This is a genomic window from Streptomyces sp. NPDC032198 (assembly GCF_040636975.1).
In the GTDB taxonomy this organism is placed as follows: Bacteria; Actinomycetota; Actinomycetes; order Streptomycetales; family Streptomycetaceae; genus Streptomyces.
In genome coordinates this window covers 221681-237622 of record NZ_JBEZVL010000001.1, presented here as the reverse complement: position 1 = coordinate 237622, position 15942 = coordinate 221681, and the positions used below count along the sequence as shown (strand labels likewise).

Annotated in this window: 12 protein-coding genes; 6 read left to right on the top strand and 6 right to left on the bottom strand. The window is 70.4% G+C overall.

Features of this window, described 5'->3' with window-relative positions:
* The first annotated feature begins 114 nt into the window (after positions 1-114).
* On the top strand, positions 115-3048 hold the full coding sequence (locus tag AB0E78_RS01155; RefSeq protein ID WP_361826570.1) for a DEAD/DEAH box helicase: 2934 nt from the start codon (positions 115-117) through the stop codon (positions 3046-3048).
* Between the two features lie 188 nt (positions 3049-3236).
* The gene (locus AB0E78_RS01150) at positions 3237-4514 is read left to right on the top strand and encodes an SWIM zinc finger family protein (protein WP_361826567.1); all 1278 of its coding nucleotides are present in this window, start codon (positions 3237-3239) and stop codon (positions 4512-4514) included.
* A 45-nt stretch (positions 4515-4559) separates the two neighbouring features.
* Here the strand turns inward: AB0E78_RS01150 and AB0E78_RS01145 are convergent, their stop codons facing one another.
* The 3 genes from AB0E78_RS01145 to AB0E78_RS01135 form a co-directional block, all read right to left on the bottom strand.
* The gene (locus AB0E78_RS01145) at positions 4560-6464 is read right to left on the bottom strand and encodes a DUF2075 domain-containing protein (protein WP_361826565.1); all 1905 of its coding nucleotides are present in this window, start codon (positions 6462-6464) and stop codon (positions 4560-4562) included.
* A gap of 100 nt (positions 6465-6564) precedes the next feature.
* On the bottom strand, positions 6565-8577 hold the full coding sequence (locus tag AB0E78_RS01140) for a DNA/RNA helicase domain-containing protein (protein ID WP_361826562.1): 2013 nt from the start codon (positions 8575-8577) through the stop codon (positions 6565-6567).
* 177 nt (positions 8578-8754) lie between these two features.
* Positions 8755-8883, bottom strand: a complete 129-nt coding sequence (locus AB0E78_RS01135) for a DUF6408 family protein (RefSeq protein WP_361826560.1) — start codon at positions 8881-8883, stop codon at positions 8755-8757.
* 274 nt (positions 8884-9157) lie between these two features.
* On the opposite strand from AB0E78_RS01135, the gene AB0E78_RS01130 reads away from it, so the two are divergent.
* Positions 9158-9730, top strand: a complete 573-nt coding sequence (locus tag AB0E78_RS01130) for a CchlQ (RefSeq protein ID WP_361826557.1) — start codon at positions 9158-9160, stop codon at positions 9728-9730.
* A 64-nt stretch (positions 9731-9794) separates the two neighbouring features.
* Here AB0E78_RS01130 and AB0E78_RS01125 read toward each other — a convergent pair whose 3' ends face one another.
* Both AB0E78_RS01125 and AB0E78_RS01120 read right to left on the bottom strand, forming a co-directional pair.
* Positions 9795-10100, bottom strand: coding sequence for a hypothetical protein (locus AB0E78_RS01125; protein WP_361826554.1), 306 nt, complete (start codon positions 10098-10100; stop codon positions 9795-9797).
* A complete protein-coding gene (locus AB0E78_RS01120) occupies positions 10100-10795 on the bottom strand; it encodes a hypothetical protein (RefSeq protein ID WP_361826551.1) in 696 nt (231 codons plus the stop codon). The genes AB0E78_RS01125 and AB0E78_RS01120 overlap by 1 nt, the downstream gene beginning before the upstream one ends.
* A gap of 89 nt (positions 10796-10884) precedes the next feature.
* On the opposite strand from AB0E78_RS01120, the gene AB0E78_RS01115 reads away from it, so the two are divergent.
* Both AB0E78_RS01115 and AB0E78_RS01110 read left to right on the top strand, forming a co-directional pair.
* Positions 10885-11652, top strand: a complete 768-nt coding sequence (locus tag AB0E78_RS01115) for a nucleotidyltransferase domain-containing protein (RefSeq protein WP_361826548.1) — start codon at positions 10885-10887, stop codon at positions 11650-11652.
* Positions 11653-12018: 366 nt separating this feature from the next.
* Entirely contained in the window at positions 12019-13998 is a 1980-nt protein-coding gene (locus AB0E78_RS01110) for an FUSC family protein (RefSeq protein WP_361826545.1), read from the top strand.
* A 41-nt stretch (positions 13999-14039) separates the two neighbouring features.
* Here the strand turns inward: AB0E78_RS01110 and AB0E78_RS01105 are convergent, their stop codons facing one another.
* Positions 14040-14525 (bottom strand): DUF3574 domain-containing protein, encoded by a 486-nt coding sequence (locus tag AB0E78_RS01105; protein WP_361826542.1) that lies wholly within the window; start codon positions 14523-14525, stop codon positions 14040-14042.
* Positions 14526-14855: 330 nt separating this feature from the next.
* On the opposite strand from AB0E78_RS01105, the gene AB0E78_RS01100 reads away from it, so the two are divergent.
* A complete protein-coding gene (locus AB0E78_RS01100; RefSeq protein ID WP_361826539.1) occupies positions 14856-15920 on the top strand; it encodes a phosphatidylinositol-specific phospholipase C domain-containing protein in 1065 nt (354 codons plus the stop codon).
* Positions 15921-15942: the final 22 nt, after the last annotated feature.

Here is a 15942-nt window from a genome sequence, read left to right as displayed (position 1 = left end):
GGGGGTGCCGCGGGGGGCTTGGGGGCTGCTGTGTCCTCCGCCGGGGCCGCTGCCGGGTCCTCTGTCGCGTCCGTTGCTGAGTCCGCTGCTGAGCAGCAGCGGCTCGGGGAGCTCGTGCGGTCCTGTGCCGCTGTCTTCCTTCCGGCCGAGGTGCCCAGGGAGGGGCGGGTCGTGTTCTGGGCGCCGGAGGGGGAGCTGCCGGGTGCTGCGGGGGGTGGTGCCCTCGACGGTGCCGTCGAGGGGGAGATCCCCGTCGTACGCCCTCACGGCAAGGGTGTCCGTACGCGTACCGTCCCCGCGCTGATCCTGCCCGTGGCGGAGGCCATCCCGCTCCTGCTGCACGCCGCGCCCACGCCCGCACACCCCGCTGTGGCCTGCTGGACCGCCGCCGCCCGGCACGCCCTGCACCTGGCCGCGCGGGGCAGGCTGCTGCCCGGCCTGACCAGCGGTGACCTCGACGCGTGGCGGGCCGGGCCGCTGGACACCGCCGACGTCGCGCAGCTGCGGGGTATCGCCGCGGCGATGCCGGCCGAGGCGCACGCCGTACCCCTGCCCGGCAGTGGGCCGCTCCTGCTCCCCGAGCCGTTCGCCCTGGTCAGGGCATTCGTCGACGCGGTGGTGGACACCCTGCCGCGTACGCCCGCCGCGGCCCACGCGGTCGGCGCCCCCTTCGCGGCGCGCGAGCCGCAGCGGCTGCCGGGCGCGCGGGAGTGGGCCGCCGAGGTGGCGGCCGGGATGGACGCCGGGGTGCGGGTGTCGCTGCGGCTGGATCTGCAGGCGCATGAGGTGTTCGACGGCGCGACGGACGACGGGCGGGGTGGCGGGGAGACGGGTGACGCGGCCGAGGCGGGTGCCGCGGGCGAGGCGGGCGAGGCGGGCGAGACCGGGGTGGGCGCATCGCGCGAGAGCATGGCGAGCCCGGCGGCCGCGGTCGTGCAGGTGCACAGCCTCGCCGACCCCACCCTCGTGGCGGACGCGGCCCAACTCTGGGCCGGGGCGGACCACTTCGGACCGCGTGCCCGCGTGGACACGCTGCTCGCGGTGCGGCGCGCGGCCCGCGTATGGCCGCCGCTCGCCCGCCTCCTTGAGCGCCCGCGCCCCGACGTACTGCCGCTGAGCGAGGGGGAGTTGTACGAACTCCTCGGTGCGGCGGCGACCAGGCTCGGTGCGGCGGGGGTGGCCGTGCACTGGCCCCGTGAGCTGACGCGCGGCCTGACGGCAACCGCTGTCGTACGCCCCGCGCCCGGCACGGCGGCCGACAACTTCGACTTCTTCAAGACCGAGCAACTGCTGGAATTCCGCTGGCAGTTGGCGCTCGGCGCCGACGACGGTGAGGGCGACGGCTCCGGCGGGCCTCTGACCGAGGCGGAGATGGACATCCTGGCGGAGGCGCACCGCCCGGTCGTACGCCTCCGTGACCAGTGGGTCCTGGTCGACCCCGAACTCGTACGCAAGGCGCGCAAGCGGGATCTGGGCCTCCTGGACCCGGTGGACGCGCTGTCCGTCGCGCTGACGGGAGCGGCGGAGGTGGACGGCGAGCGCGTCGAGGCCGTCCCGATCGGCGCCCTGGCCCGGCTGCGGGAACGCCTGACCGACGACCTGAGCCCCGTCACCCCGCCGCCCGCGCTCGCCGCCACCCTCCGCGACTACCAGCTCAGGGGCCTGGCCTGGCTGGACCGGATGACGTCGCTGGGCCTCGGCGGCTGCCTCGCCGACGACATGGGCCTCGGTAAGACGGTCACGCTGATCGCCCTCCACCTGCACCGGGCCAGGCCGGAGCCGACGCTGGTGGTCTGCCCGGCGTCGCTGCTCGGCAACTGGCAACGGGAGATCGAACGGTTCGCGCCGGGCGTCCCGGTGCACCGCTTCCACGGGACGGGCCGCAGCCTGCCCGGCGACGTGGCGGGCGGTTTCGTCCTGACGACGTACGGAACGATGCGGACGAGCGCGTCCGAACTGGCCGACCACGCCTGGGGGTTGGTGGTGGCGGACGAGGCGCAGCACGTCAAGAACCCGCACGCGGCGACGGCCAAGGCGCTGCGCACGATCCCCTCCGCGGCGCGGGTGGCGCTCACCGGCACCCCGGTCGAGAACAACCTCTCCGAACTCTGGGCCCTGCTGGACTGGACGACGCCGGGCCTCCTCGGCCCGCTCAAGTCGTTCCGCGCGCGCCACGCCCGGCTGGTGGAGGGCGGCGAGACCGCCGAGAACGACGAGGCGATCGCGCGCCTCGCCCGCCTGGTCCGCCCCTTCCTCCTGCGCCGCAAGAAGTCCGACCCGGGCATCGCCCCGGAACTCCCTCCCAAGACGGAGACGGACCACCCGGTGACACTCACCCGCGAACAGGCTTCCCTCTACGAAGCGGTCGTCCGCGAGACACTCGCGCGCATCGAGGCGTCCGAGGGCATCGCGCGCCGCGGCCTGGTCATGAAGCTCCTGATGGCGCTGAAGCAGATCTGCAACCACCCGGCGCAGTACTTGAAGGACGGCGCGATCACCACCCGCGGCGGCCGCTCGCGCTCGGGAAAACTGGACCTCCTGGACGAACTCCTCGACACGATCCTGGCGGAGGAGGGCGCGGTCCTCATCTTCACGCAGTACGTGGAAATGGCCCGCATCCTGGAGTCGCACCTGTCCGCACGCGGCATCGGCACGCAACTCCTGCACGGGGGTACGCCGGTCCCGCGGCGGGAGGAAATGGTGGACCGCTTCCAGTCGGGCGAGGCCCCGGTGTTCCTCCTCTCCCTCAAGGCGGCGGGCACGGGCCTGAACCTCACCCGGGCGGGCCACGTCATCCACTACGACCGCTGGTGGAACCCGGCGGTCGAGGAACAGGCCACGGACCGCGCCTACCGCATCGGCCAGACCCAGCCGGTCCAGGTCCACCGCCTCATCACCGAGGGCACGGTGGAGGACCGCATCGCCGAACTCCTGGCAGCGAAACAGGCGTTGGCGGACGCGGTCCTCGGCGAGGGCGGCGAGTCGGCACTCACGGAACTCTCGGACGCGGACCTGGCGGACCTGGTGTCGTTGCGGAGGATGTCGTGAGGGGCGGTGGCGAGGGTGGCGCCGGTATGGGGGGCGGTGGCGAGGGTGGTGCCGGTATGAGCGGCGGTGGGCGGCAGGGCGGTACCGGTATGAGCCGTGGTGGCCGGCAGGGTGGCCGAGCCGGGCGCACGGGCGGGATCGCTGCCAGTGCTGCCGGTGCTGCCAGTGCTGCCGGCGGGCGCACGGGGATGACCTCAGCGAGCCGAGCCACAGGTGCGGGCCGTGTCTTCCCCCCACTGCCTCAACACCCCGACCCCCACGCCCCGTTCGCCACCTCCTGGTGGGGCAACGCCTGGATCGGCGCGCTGGAGGGGACATCGCTCGACGCGGGGCGCCTGGCCCGCGGACGCGCGTACGCCCGCGAGGGGCACGTCGACACGATCACCGTCGCGCCGGGCCGGATCGTGGCGTACGTACACGGCAGTCGCCCGCGCCCCTACCGTGCCGAGATCCGCATGCGCACCCTCACGCCGGAGGACTGGGACAGATTCCTGGACGCGGTGGCCACGGAACCCGCGCACATCGCGGCGCTCCTGGACAAGGACATGCCGCACGCGCTGGTGGATGCGGCAGAGCAATCAGGAGTGCAACTCCTCCCCGGACCAGGCGACTTGGTGCCGTCCTGCACCTGCCCGGACCACGGCCGCCCCTGCAAGCACGCGGCGGCTCTCACCTACCAGACGGCCAGGCTGCTGGACGCCGACCCCTTCGTACTCCTCCTGCTGCGAGGCGGAGACGAGCAGGCGCTCCTCGACGAGCTGGCGCAGCGCAGCGCGCACGAGGCGGCGCGCGAGCAGTCAGCCACCCAGCAGGGCGCGACGACGGAAGCGCTCCCGGGAACCCTCGCGAGGGACGTCCTGGCCACGGACTACCGCCCGCCGCTCCCGGCCCCGCTCCCACCCCCCGCCCACCCGGGCGAACCCCCGCTCCTGCCCTCACTCCTGGGCTCCCCGAACCCCACATCCCTGGAGTTCCTGGCCACGGACACGGCATCAAGGGCCCACGCGTACCTCACCACCGGCGCCGCCCCTTTCCCGGCGGCCGACGCCTGGCACGACGCGGTCCGCCTGGCGGCCTCCCACCCGGGTCTGACGGGCCGCCGCAGCTTCAGCCGCCAATTCGCGGAGCTGGCCGAGTCGGTGGACCACACCCCCGCGGACCTGGCCCGCGCGGCGGCGGCCTGGCGCCAGGGCGGCGAGGAGGGCCTGGCGGTCCTGGAATCCCCGTGGGACCCCCCGGCGGGCCCGTTCGACCGAGCGAGGGGCGCCCTGATCGCGGCGGACCTCCCCCGCATGACGATCCACCGAAACCACCTCACGGACGCGGCCGGCGCCCTACAACTCCGCTTCGGCAAGGACGCCCGCTGGTACCCCTACCGAAGCGAACCCTCCCGAAACGACTGGTGGCCGGAGGGAGAGGCGGACGAGGACCCGGTGGGAGCCCTGAGCACGGCGATCGGTCCGTAGGCCCTAGCTCCTTAGCTCAGCCGATCGGTCCGAGTGACTCCTGCGTCATGCGTCCTGGAGCCCCTGCCGGATGGACGCGACCGGCAGTCCAGCTCCGTGAACCAACTCGCGCAGCTTCGCCTGAGTCTCGGCATCCGTCGAGTACACCACCGTGCCCACCATGCCTCTGGTCAGCAGCACCTTGTAGGTGTTACGGATCAGCCGGTCCACATCCGTGTCCGGAGTCGACTTCTTGAAGACGGGGTCCTTGGACGCCGTGCGGTCGGTGACCCACTGATCCCCGCGCCACACAAGGTCAGGGCCGAGGATCACTCCGCTCCAGTCGTACTCGAAGCCCTGCGCCGTATAGACACAGCCCACCTGCCCGAACCCGGCCGGATCGGTGGCCCACAACGCGGCGGGAGGTGCACCTCCGACAGCCCGGTCGCCGAAGACGTTCCAAGGACGTTCCCAATCACCGATGACGACATCGGTGGGAAGCGCCTGTCCCGGCGGCACCTTCTTGGTCCACTTCCAGCAGTAGCCCGCGGACATGCGTGCGCCATAACCCTGTGCCCGACGGCCGGCGAGGAACTCCTCCATCTCCTGCGGACTTTCAGTCACCATGAGCTGCATCTTGTCGTCGGGTTCCCACCGCAGGGTTCCACCGGACTCGAGCCCCAACAGCCGGACGACCCACCGCAGGTAGGCGTCACTGCCACCACAGCGGAATTGACTGTCGAGTGCCACCACTTGGCAGGCAAGTCCCTTCTTGGCGGCGGTCGCCTCGATCTCCGCGACGGTCCCCATCTCCCCGGGGCGTACGACTTGGTGCTCATCGAGGAGGAAGACCGGCACGCGCGCCGCGTCGATCAGCTCGTCGATCTGTGCCTTCCCGGTGCGGTTGGCCGCGGACGTGTACCGGTTGGCCGAGGTCTCACGCATGCGATGGGCCTCGTCGCAGATGAGGACGTCCAGGCTGTTGCGCTCGGCGGTCATAAAACTGTTGAAGTACTTGAAAAGGCTCTGCACTTCACGCTTTCGCGCTCCTGCCACCTTGCGCATGGTGGTGGTGAACGAATTGGATCCGGTCGCATGCAACGCGGTGATCCCTTGCCGATACAGCTCACCTAGTAGCGACAGCGCGATGACGCTCTTGCCGGTGCCGGGCCCGCCGGTGACGACTACGACCTCCTTGTGGTCGGACTGGTTCGCCCGCCGCACGGCATTGAGCACCATGCGGTACGCGACCAGCTGCTCGTCCAGCAAGACGAACTGCTCGCGCTCTCGCACTTCTTGAGCTGCGACGGCCATCAGTTGTTTCGAGGGGCCGACCTTCCCGGCCAGCAACTCATCGGCAGCCGTCGCGCCGGAATCGGCCCCCAGCCTCGTCCGGAGATAGTCGATCAACTCCCCCCGCCGCGCACCGATGAACAACTGCCCGTACGCATCCTGCTCGGCTTCGAACAGTCCGCCGACCCCGAACTCGGTGGCGTTGTGCAGATACGCGGCTCCGGAGATCCGATCCGGATGATCCGCCAGTGCCCCATTGAAGGAGACCAAGTAATTGCAGTAGCCGCGCACTTGGTCGACTGGATTGAGTACAGGGTGGGCATACGCGTCCACGCGGCACAGCGACGGGTCGTCGTCATCCGGTTCGGCACTGCTCCACTGCTTGAGCTCGACGACGACGTACGACGGCTGCCCGGTATGCGGATGTACCCCGGCAAGCACCGCGTCGGCCCGTCTACTGTTGAGCGGCAGCCCGTACTCAAGGAGCATCTCCACTTGCCCGAGCCCGGCGTCGTTGAGCGCGCTCGCGAGCACTGGGATGCTGCGTTCCCACGAACGGACTTCCGAGGGGCTTGGCTTGTGGCCGTGCATGTGGACGAACTGCTCGGTCAGGCGGAAGAAGAGAGCGCCGGACAGGCACTCGGCGGCGACCGCGGCGGCGGAGTCGCGGAACAGCAACGGATGCTCCCAGGCAGCACGAAGAGACTCGTGCGGGTGGGGGCATGTCCTTCGTGACCCCGCCTGAGCGGAGCGGAAGCCCGGCGGGCCGCGATGACGATTACTCGAACTCTATCGCGAGCTGTTGTGCGACGGCCTTCTCCGCGGGCGTGATCACCGGAGGGAGCTTCTTCCTCGGAGGTTTGGCCAGTGGAGAGTCCGCGACTGTGCCGGAGATCAGTTCACGCAGTGCATTGCGGGTGATGGTGTCCTCCGAGTAGAGAACGACGCCGCGACGTCCTCGCGTCAGGAGTACGTGATAGGCGTGTCGGACCAACTGGTCCACCCGCTCGTCACTCACCCATTTCTCTTGAAGCTTGCTGTCCCGCGTCTTCGCCCGATCGACGACGAACTGCCCGTTGCGCCAGAGCAGGTCCGGGCCGAGGATGACTCCGGTCCAGTCGAACTCGAAGTTCTGCGCCGTGAAGATACAGCCGACCTGTCCGAATCCGCGCGGGTCCGTTGCCCATTGGCTGGTCTCCGGCACGTCGTCGAGACTGACTCCCTCCTTCGCGTTCCACGGTCGGTGCCAATCCTTGATCTGTACTTCAAGAAGGAGTTCGCCGTTCGGTGGAGTCTTCCATTCCCAGCAGAATCCGGCTGTCATGCGGGCCTGCAGGTTGTCCTCGCGGATTCTGCGCTCGAGGAAGGTCTCCATCTCCTCCGGGCTCTCCGCGAGTCGCACGTCGATGAGTCCGTCCGGTACCCATGCCGGGGCAGTGGTCGCCTTGAGGCTGAGCAGTTTCGTCACCCACTCGCGGAAGGCGATGCTGCCTTCGGCCCGGAACATGCCGGGCAGTTCAATCACCTCGTAGTCGCATCCGCATGCCTTGGCACGTTCGACGAGGTAGTCGACGGTGCCTACTTCCTTGGGGCGCAGGGACTGCCAGTCGTCGAGGAGGAAGATGGGGGTCTCCGCGACATGAATCAGCTCGTCGGCCTGACAGAGACCGCGAGCCTTCGCCGCCCTCTTGACGTCACGCCCGTCCGATTTCAGGCGCACTCGATGGGCTTCATCGCAGATGAGGACCTCCACCGAATCCTCCGGCAGATGTCCGAACTGCTGGAAATAGCGATAGTCCTTGCGGGACTGCCGCTCTGCCGTCCCCTTCCGTCCGTAGGGAGCGGCGGCGACTGTCGCGTCGCGCAGATTCTTGGTGAACGAACGTGAGCCGCTGGCATGTACGACGTTGCGCCCCTCTTGACGCAAGGTGCGCAGCAGTTCCACGGCGACTGCGGTCTTTCCACTGCCGGGGCCACCCTGCACGATGATGACCTTCTTGCGCCCTTTGCCGCCACTCGCACCGACCTCCCGGTGAACTTCCTGGAAGGCGATCTCCTGTTCCTTCTGGAGGGCGAAGACCGGATGCGGGCTTCCCACGCGGCTGAACGCCTCACTCGACGACGGTGCCTCGTATTGCTGCGCCTGGCAGAACACATCGGCTGCCTGTGCGCCGGACACCCCGCCGGCAAGTCGGGTGGAGAGGAATCTCCTGAAATCCTCACGTTGATCTCTGGTGTACAGCTGTCCGTGAGTGCTCCGCTTCAGATCGAAGAGCGAGCTGACTTCGTGGCTGGCGTTGTGCAGCAGCGCGACTCCGGCGATCCTGTCACGTTTGCCGTGCAGGGGCACGAGACGCTGGATGAGGTACTCGCAGTAGCGCTGCACCTGGCGTACGGGATGAAGCTTGGGCTTGTCGTATCCGGCGTCCACAGCAATGGGGTTGCCGGGCGAAACCTCGGCCTTGTGCCACTGCTTGAGTTCTATGACGACGTACGACAGATCGCCGGTGGTCGGATGCTGGCCCGCCAGGATCACGTCGGCTTCGCCCGCCATGCCGGGAGTCGAGTACTCGATGAGGACCTCGACATCGTCGAGACCACGGGAGGTCAGCGCCTCGACGACTTCTGGAAGGCTGTGTTCCCACGAGGCGATGAGCCCGCTGCCCGGTTGCTTCTTGCGGGGGTGCGACTGCACGTACTCATTGATCAGCCGCTGGGTGAGCGGGAGAGTGTCCTGCCCGACGGGCACGATGAGCGGGCGCAGTTCGGCGGCTGATTTCCGGAGCAGCAAAGAGAATTCCCCACGGGCACGACGGATCTCGTGCGGGTGGGGGCATGTCCGATGAGGGAAGCCCGTCGGGCCGCAATGGCTGCTCTTACATTAGCTCGCGGTGAGGCTGACGTACGAGGAATTCGAGCGGCAGCGTGCGGTATTGGGGCGGGCCCTCGGGCCCGCCCCGCCTTCCGGTCAACCCAGAAGACGCGCCGCGTTCTCCACACACGTCCGCACGAGGTCGGCACCAAGGCCTGCCGCGACGCCGATGAGGACGTCGCGGAGCCAGGTGCGGCGCTTGGGTGTGTACTCGACGGAAGCCATACGGATGCATCCCCTTCGGTGAAATCGGGCGGTAGGAGGGCTCCCACCGGGAGCATCCACACGTCCGTACCAAAGGCCTCTGCACACGCAAGCCGCGACTCGTACACCTCAAGGAGGTTCGGGGCGCGGATCAACCGTAGCGCACGACTTATGGACCAAGGGCTGGAGTTGACGCCGCTCGCCCGCAGCAAGTCCCCTCCGCTCGCCCTGTTCTCAAGCGCGGGCCCGGCGTAGATTCCGGGACTCGATGTCGTGATCGTCGCTTGGGGGAGCTGTGGACTGGGGGACGCTTGTCGCGGCGGTGAGTGGTGGCTCCATTGCCATTACCGGCACCGTGCTGGCCGATCACCTGCGTAATCGCCATGAGACCGGCCGCGGTATCAGTGCGCGGCGGCGTGCGGTGTACATCGAGTTCATCAGCGCTGCCGAGGCCTGCCACTCACGGTTGCGTCAGATCGCGCAGGCGGCCCCCGGCGAAGGTGATGAGGGAGGCGATCAGAGAGATGACCTCGACGTGGTCACTCGCGCTGCGCTGGCCGAAGCGGCGATCTATGAAGTGCGCGAACGGCTGTTCATCGACGCGAGCGCTGACGTCGCAGGTGCGGGCCAGGTGATGTTCGAGCGGCTCCGCACGCTTCGGAGTGTGGTCGCGACGGGCGCCTCGCAGACGTCCCCCGCCTTCCACGCCGCCTATCACCCGTACATCGGGAGCGTCTGGAGCTATCGTGTCGCCGTCCGGAAAGAACTCGACGGCCAGTCCCTCTCACCCGCGGCATTCGGTTGGGCCGGGTGGGACGGCAGGGACCGGTGTCCGGTGTGCCAGGGGCCGGCCGGTGGCGGGGTGTGAGGGTGCCTGATGCGCGCGGGTTCACCCGCGGTTCATCGGCGCTTGCGGGGGGATCCTGCCTTCGTCAGAGCAGGCTCTCGTCTCGAACCGTCCAGCCTGTGCCCAACTCGCGCCGCAGAGCCTCCGGTGCCGCGTGCGCCTGTTGTTTGAAGAGCTGGAGCTCTTCATCGGACCACGGTGACGGGTTCGGTGGGTGGTCCCAGTCGATCGATGACTGATACCGCTGGGACAGCCTGGCCAGCTCGGTCCGGAGCGCCGGGGTTATCGGCAGCCGCTCGAGCTCGCAGGGGTAGCCGTACGGGCCGGCCATGTCCTCTGGCCACAACGGCGTGTCTACGCCCGCCTCGAAGAAGAATCGCAGGTGGTGCATCACGCGGCGTCCTCTCCGGCGGCTGGCGGCCGTGAGCTGCTGCCGTCGCTGGGGTCAGGGCGGCGGGTCCACAGGGATATGTCACTGCTCGTCGCTACGGCGATGGTCTCGCCGGACGGAGAGAAGCCGAAGGCTCGCAGTTCCGAGTACGTGGAGTGGAAGATGTGCCACCACCGCTCTCCGTGCGGGCCGGAGTGGGGGAGTCCGCCGTCGCCCGAGAGGAGCACACGGTCGTTGGGCCAGTCTGGAGCGACGGCCTCCAGGGTCCACCCGTCCCTGGTCGTGGTGTGCAACCCGCCGCCGAAGAGCCCTGCGATGCGTACGCGACTGCCCGCGATCGGTCCCAGCCCGGGGCAGGCCAGGTCGGCGACCGCGTCGGGGGTGCTGCTCTCGGGGTCGGGGTCGCGGTCCCTGGCGATCTTCTTCCCGGTGACGGCGTCGAAGAGACCGTGACCGTCGCGAGAGACCACCATCACCAGGTCACGGCCGCTCTCGGGGTGCGAAGCGAAGCCGATCCCGAGGAGTCCGCCGACAGGGGCGCCGTATTTGTACTCGAAGACGGGCCGCCAGGGTTCGGGCGCGGGTATCACGGGAGCGGCCAGGAGCCGCTCCCGCAGGGCGTGTTGGTAGGAAGAAAGCCCCTGTTCAGGAGCGAGTTGCTCCACTGGGGCTGCACTCTTGAGCCTCTTCGTCATCCTTCATGATCTCGCTTCGGTGGCTGCCCCTCGCAACCGGATTGCAATTGAGTGGCCCGGCTCGGTGCGGGCGTGGTGGGGTGGTGGGGATGAGTGCCATGAATTTCGCCGATGACGACGTTTTCCTCGCTCACGTCACCGAGCGGCTGGCCACCCTCAGTGGGGTCCAGGCCGTCACCCTCGGGGGCTCGCGCGCGCAGGGTACGCATACGGCCGAGAGCGATTGGGACATGGCCGTCTACTACCGGGGTGCCTTCGAGCCTGCCGAGCTGCGTGCCCTCGGCTGGGAGGGTGAGGTCTTCGGGGTGGGTGACTGGGGCGGCGGTGTCTTCAACGGTGGGGCCTGGCTGACGATCGACGGCCGGCGTGTGGACGTCCACTACCGCGACCTCGGTGTCGTGGAGCACGAACTGGCCGAGGCGCGCGCGGGGCGGTTCCGCTGGGAGCCGCTCATGTTCCATCTGGCCGGAATCCCCAGCTACTTGCTGGCCGCCGAGTTGGCCGTCAATCAGGTGCTCGACGGTGAACTGCCGCGTCCCGCCTACCCGCAGGCCCTGCGCAAGGCGGCCCCGGAGGCATGGCTGGGCCGCGCGAGGGCCACGATGCAGTACGCCCGCTCCAACAACGCCCCACGCGGCCAGCACACCGAGGTCGCGGGTGCCATCGCCGTTGCCGCGATGCAGGCCGGTCACGCGGTACTTGCGGCGCGGGGCGAATGGGTCACCAACGAGAAGCGGCTGCTGGAGCGGGCCGGGCTGCGGGGGATCGACGGCATCCTGGCGGGGATTGGGCGGAGCCCGGAAGCCTTGGAGGCTGCCCTCGCCGAGGCGCAGTTGTTTTTGCTGGCCGCTGTGTAGAGAGGCGGTGAAGGGGGGGCAGGGGGTGGAAAGGGGGCAGGGGGTGGAAAGGGTGCAGGGGGTGCAGGGAGTGGGGGAAGGCTGCCTTTCCTCCACCGTCCTGGGCGAGTGCCTGTCGCCGTAAGCGATGGGCTCCGTACGTGAGGGGCTCCGTACGTGAGGGGCTCCCGCCCGTCGAGCGGTCGGCGACCGTCACATCGGTGAAACGCCGCCGTTCCCTTTTCTCCAAAGTCGGCGTTTACGGTTGATCGCAAGCCCAGGCCGATGTCGTCCGGTGGCACGTACCCGTCAATGCCCCCAACCCCGCCCCACTCCGCCCCCGCCCCCGCCCCCGCCCCCGACGACGACAGGAACACGGTGAGTCCGGTGATCCTCCGAGTGGCTTCCGCGCGCGCAGCTTCCCTTCCGCCCTGGCTCGGCCATGCCCTGCGTACGCAGCGCGGGCCCGTGCCGTGGCACGCCGTGCTGCGGGGCGCGCTGGCCGCGGGGCCGTTGCTGGGCGCGGGCGTGGTCTTCGGGCGGGTCTCCGTGGGGGTCGTGGCCGCGCTCGGAGCCATGCTGGCCGGGATCAACGACCGGCCCGGGAGCCGTCGGGTCGCCGTCCGGCGCCTCGGACTGCCCGCGGTCGCCGGCGCGGGCGGGCTCATCTTCGGGGCGTACGTCACCGGAGCCCCCGGAGTGGCGGGGGCCCTCGGAGTGGCCGGAGCGCCTGGAGTCCCCGGAGTGGCCGGAGCCCCCGCAGCCCTCGGAGCCCCCGGAGCGGACGCAGCCCCCGGAGCGGCCTATCTGCTCCCCCTCCTCTTCGCCGTCCTCGGACTCCTCGCCGGAGCCTTCAGCGCCGTCGGGCCCGTCGCCTCCGCCTGCGGTACGCAACTGCTGGTCGCCGCAGCCATCGGGGCCGGGATGCCGTTGCCCGAGCCCGGATGGCAGCGGGCCCTGTTCTTTCTCGCCGGGGCCGCGTGGCTGATCGTGCTGCGGCTCGCGCTGCCGTCGCCCGACGGCCGGAAGGGCAGGGTGGGCAAGGCCGGGCTCTACCGCCTCGATGGCGAGCGCACCGCCGTGTCCGCCGTCTACGAAGCCGTCGCCGCGCTCCTCGATTCCGCGGGCACCCCCGAATCGACCGCCCGTCGTGCCGCACTCACCGCCGCGCTCGACCACGCCCAGGACGCCCTCTCCGGGCCTCGCCTGCGCCGCCACGCCAGCTCCGCTGCCGAACGGCGGCTGCACGCGCAGTACCGTGCCGCGCTGCCGCTCGGTGAGGCGGCGACCGCGCTCGCCTGGGCCGGTGAACCGCTCCCGGCGCGTACGGGAGAGGGGCCGCGCCGCCTCGCCGCCGCCATCCGCGACGGCGCGCCCTGCGGCCCGCTGCCCGCGCCCGCCCGCTCCGGCGCCGGGCTCCGTGCCCTCGATGACGCGCTGCTGCACGCCGCCGAAGCCTTCGACAGCGGCACCGCGGGGCCCGCGAGGGCGGTCCACGGGCGCGGCCTCGTCGGCGTACTGCGCAAGGCGGTCGGTCCCGGCGGGCGCGAGTACGGCGTGCGGGTCGCGCTCTGCTTCGGGGCGAGCGCCGCGGTCGCGCAGGCACTGCACCACCCGCACTGGTACTGGCTCCCCGCCACCGCCGTGTTCCTGGTCAAGCCCGACCTCGGGCCGCTGGCGTCACGCGTCCTGTGCAGAGCCCTCGGCACCGTCCTGGGGGCCGTCCTCTTCGCGGCGCTCGCCGCCCTGCTGCCACGACCCGCCGGGCTCGTCGCCGTCGTCGCCGTGTGCGGCGCGCTGATCCCGGTGGCCACCCGGCACTTCGCTGCCCAGACCGCCGTCGTCACCGTCCTCGTCCTCGCCCTCGTCATGGTGGGCGGGGAGCCGCAGGCCTCTTGGGGGCGGATCGGCGAGACGCTGCTCGCCTGCGGGATCGTCCTGCTCGTCGGGCATCTGCCGTGGCCGGTGCAGCGCGGCGGGCGCGTACAGGACCGGCTCTCGGCCGCCCGCGCCTCCGCGCACGCGTACCTGCGGCACGTCCTGAGCGGCACCGTCGGCGAAGGGGGGCCGGCGGGCGCCGACCACCGCGCCGCCCGCTGGGCCCTGCGGCGCGAGGCCTACCGGACGCTGGCCGAGGCCCGCGCCGCGATCGACCTGGCGGCCGCCGAACTCCCCACAGTGGCCCGGCACTCCGAGGGCTCGGCTCAGGTGGCGGCCATCCTCGAACGCCTCGTTGACACCACGACCGCCTGCGCGGTGCACGTCGACGACACGGGACACCTGCCGCGGCGGCACGCCGAGCGCCTCGACACGCTGCTCGCGGAACTCGGCGACGAGCGCACCGACGTACTCACCGCGGTGGCGTGACCGACCACCTCGCCCGGGCCCAGGCAGGGCGCAGGCCGGCCTCAGAAGTCCACGCGCACCCGGTCGTCGAGCCGCGCCACCGAATCCTGCGCGAACTCCTTCACGTAGTCCTCGCGGATCTCCTCGATCGAGGCATCACGCTTGTGCGCCTGCGACGACGGATACAGCAGGATCAGCTCGTACGAACGCTCACGCTCGATCTTGCCGTTCGAGTCCCGCCACTGGCCGCGGCCGTCCTGCACCGTGAGCCCGTCGGGGAACGACGGCGTGACCTCGTCGTCGATGAACTTCATGAACTGCTTGTCGGTCACATCGGGGCCGCCGTCGGGGCGTTCGGTCCCGAAGAGGAGACGCGTCTCGGTGTACGCGTCGCCACGGGACACCTGCGACGTGGTCGTCCTGCCGGGCGCTTGCGTGTCGGTGTCGAACGAGGCGTACGCGACCGGGGCGCCGACCGCGAGGACCGTGGCCGCGGCGGCGGTCACCGCGAGGCGGGTGCGGGAGATGCGGGAGAGGGCGAGAGGCATGGCGGCTGATCCCTTTCGGCGGGGGGGGGGCGGGGACGACGGCAGAGCGGTTTCTGCCGGCGCACGGCAGATGGATCTCCGCGCACGGTAGACGGATCTCCGCGTACGGCAGAAGGATCTCCGCGTACGGCAGAAGGATCTCCGCGCACGGTGAATACGTTGATCCATAACGGGCGCAGACGGTAGCGGACACGCCACGCTCCCTGCCCTCCCCCTCCCGGCCGCCCGGCTGGATATCTCTCCCCTCCCGTAAGTCGCCGTCTTCCCAGGAGACACTCAACTCCCATACGTTTCAGTCGACGTGACCGGAGCGGTGGAGGGGCGGCTGGCATGAGGGCACGTACTGGGACAGGCCTTGCCATGGCGGTCGTCGCCGCGGGCGCACTGGCGTTCGGAACCGCGGGGCCCGCGAGCAGCACCGCCACAGCAGTCGCCGCCGATCCGGCACCGCAGTCGCCGTACGCGTCCACCACCGGCGTCGGCGTCCACAACGCCTACGAGAAGGCGAAGTACCCGTACTTCGCCGACGCCCTCGACTCCGGCGCCGGAATGCTCGAACTCGACGTGTGGACCAACGTGTTCGGCAGCGGCTGGCGCGTCTCGCACAGCAACCCGCTCGGCAACGACAACAACTGCGAGAACGCCGCGAGTCCGGCCGAATTGCGCACCAAGTCGCGCAACCAGAGCCTCGCCGGATGCCTCGCGGACATGAGGAGCTGGCACGACGCCCACCCCGGCCACCGGCCCATCCTCCTGAAGGTGGAGCTGAAGGACGGTTTCCAGGGCAGGAACGGACGCGGGCCCGCCGACCTCGACACCCTCCTGAAGAGCAAGCTCGGCGACGCGGTCTACCGCCCCGGCCAGCTCACCGGCGGCCACGCCACCCTCGACGATGCCGTACGGACCGACGGCTGGCCCCAGCGCAGCGCCCTCGCGGGCAAGTTCATCGTCGAGCTCATCCCCGGCACCGTCGAACAGGGCAACCCGGCCGACACCCTGTGGACCGACCGCGAGTACGCCACCCATCTGCGCGACCTCAAGGCGGCCGGACGCCTCGGCGATGCCGCCGCCTTCCCCGCCGTGCTCGGCGCCGAGGCGGGCGACCCGCGCGGACGGTACACGGACACGGCGATCCGGCCCTGGTTCGTGCTCTTCGACGGCGACGCGGCAAAGTACGCGGGCGGCACCATCGACACCAAGTGGTACGCCGACCGGCGCTACCTGGTCGTCATGTCCGACGCCCACAACGTCGCCCCCGCCATCGACTCGGTGAACCCGACCGAGGCCCAGGCCAGGGACCGCGTCGCCCTGCTCGCACGGGACAACGCCAGCATCGTGTCGTCGGACTGGTATCCGCTGCCGGGCGTCCTCTCGACGGTGCTCCCGCGCGGCTAGACCGACAGAGCGGATGAAGCCG

What these genes read in the sequence shown, in the direction of transcription:
- AB0E78_RS01150 (WP_361826567.1), top strand. Translation starts at nt 3,237, where the DNA reads ATGACCTCAGCGAGCCGAGCCACAGGTGCGGGCCGTGTCTTCCCCCCA.
- AB0E78_RS01135 (WP_361826560.1), bottom strand. Translation starts at nt 8,883, where the DNA reads ATGGCTTCCGTCGAGTACACACCCAAGCGCCGCACCTGGCTCCGCGAC.
- AB0E78_RS01125 (WP_361826554.1), bottom strand. Translation starts at nt 10,100, where the DNA reads ATGCACCACCTGCGATTCTTCTTCGAGGCGGGCGTAGACACGCCGTTG.
- AB0E78_RS01115 (WP_361826548.1), top strand. Translation starts at nt 10,885, where the DNA reads ATGAGTGCCATGAATTTCGCCGATGACGACGTTTTCCTCGCTCACGTC.
- AB0E78_RS01105 (WP_361826542.1), bottom strand. Translation starts at nt 14,525, where the DNA reads ATGCCTCTCGCCCTCTCCCGCATCTCCCGCACCCGCCTCGCGGTGACC.
- AB0E78_RS01120 (WP_361826551.1), bottom strand. Translation starts at nt 10,795, where the DNA reads ATGACGAAGAGGCTCAAGAGTGCAGCCCCAGTGGAGCAACTCGCTCCT.
- AB0E78_RS01100 (WP_361826539.1), top strand. Translation starts at nt 14,856, where the DNA reads ATGAGGGCACGTACTGGGACAGGCCTTGCCATGGCGGTCGTCGCCGCG.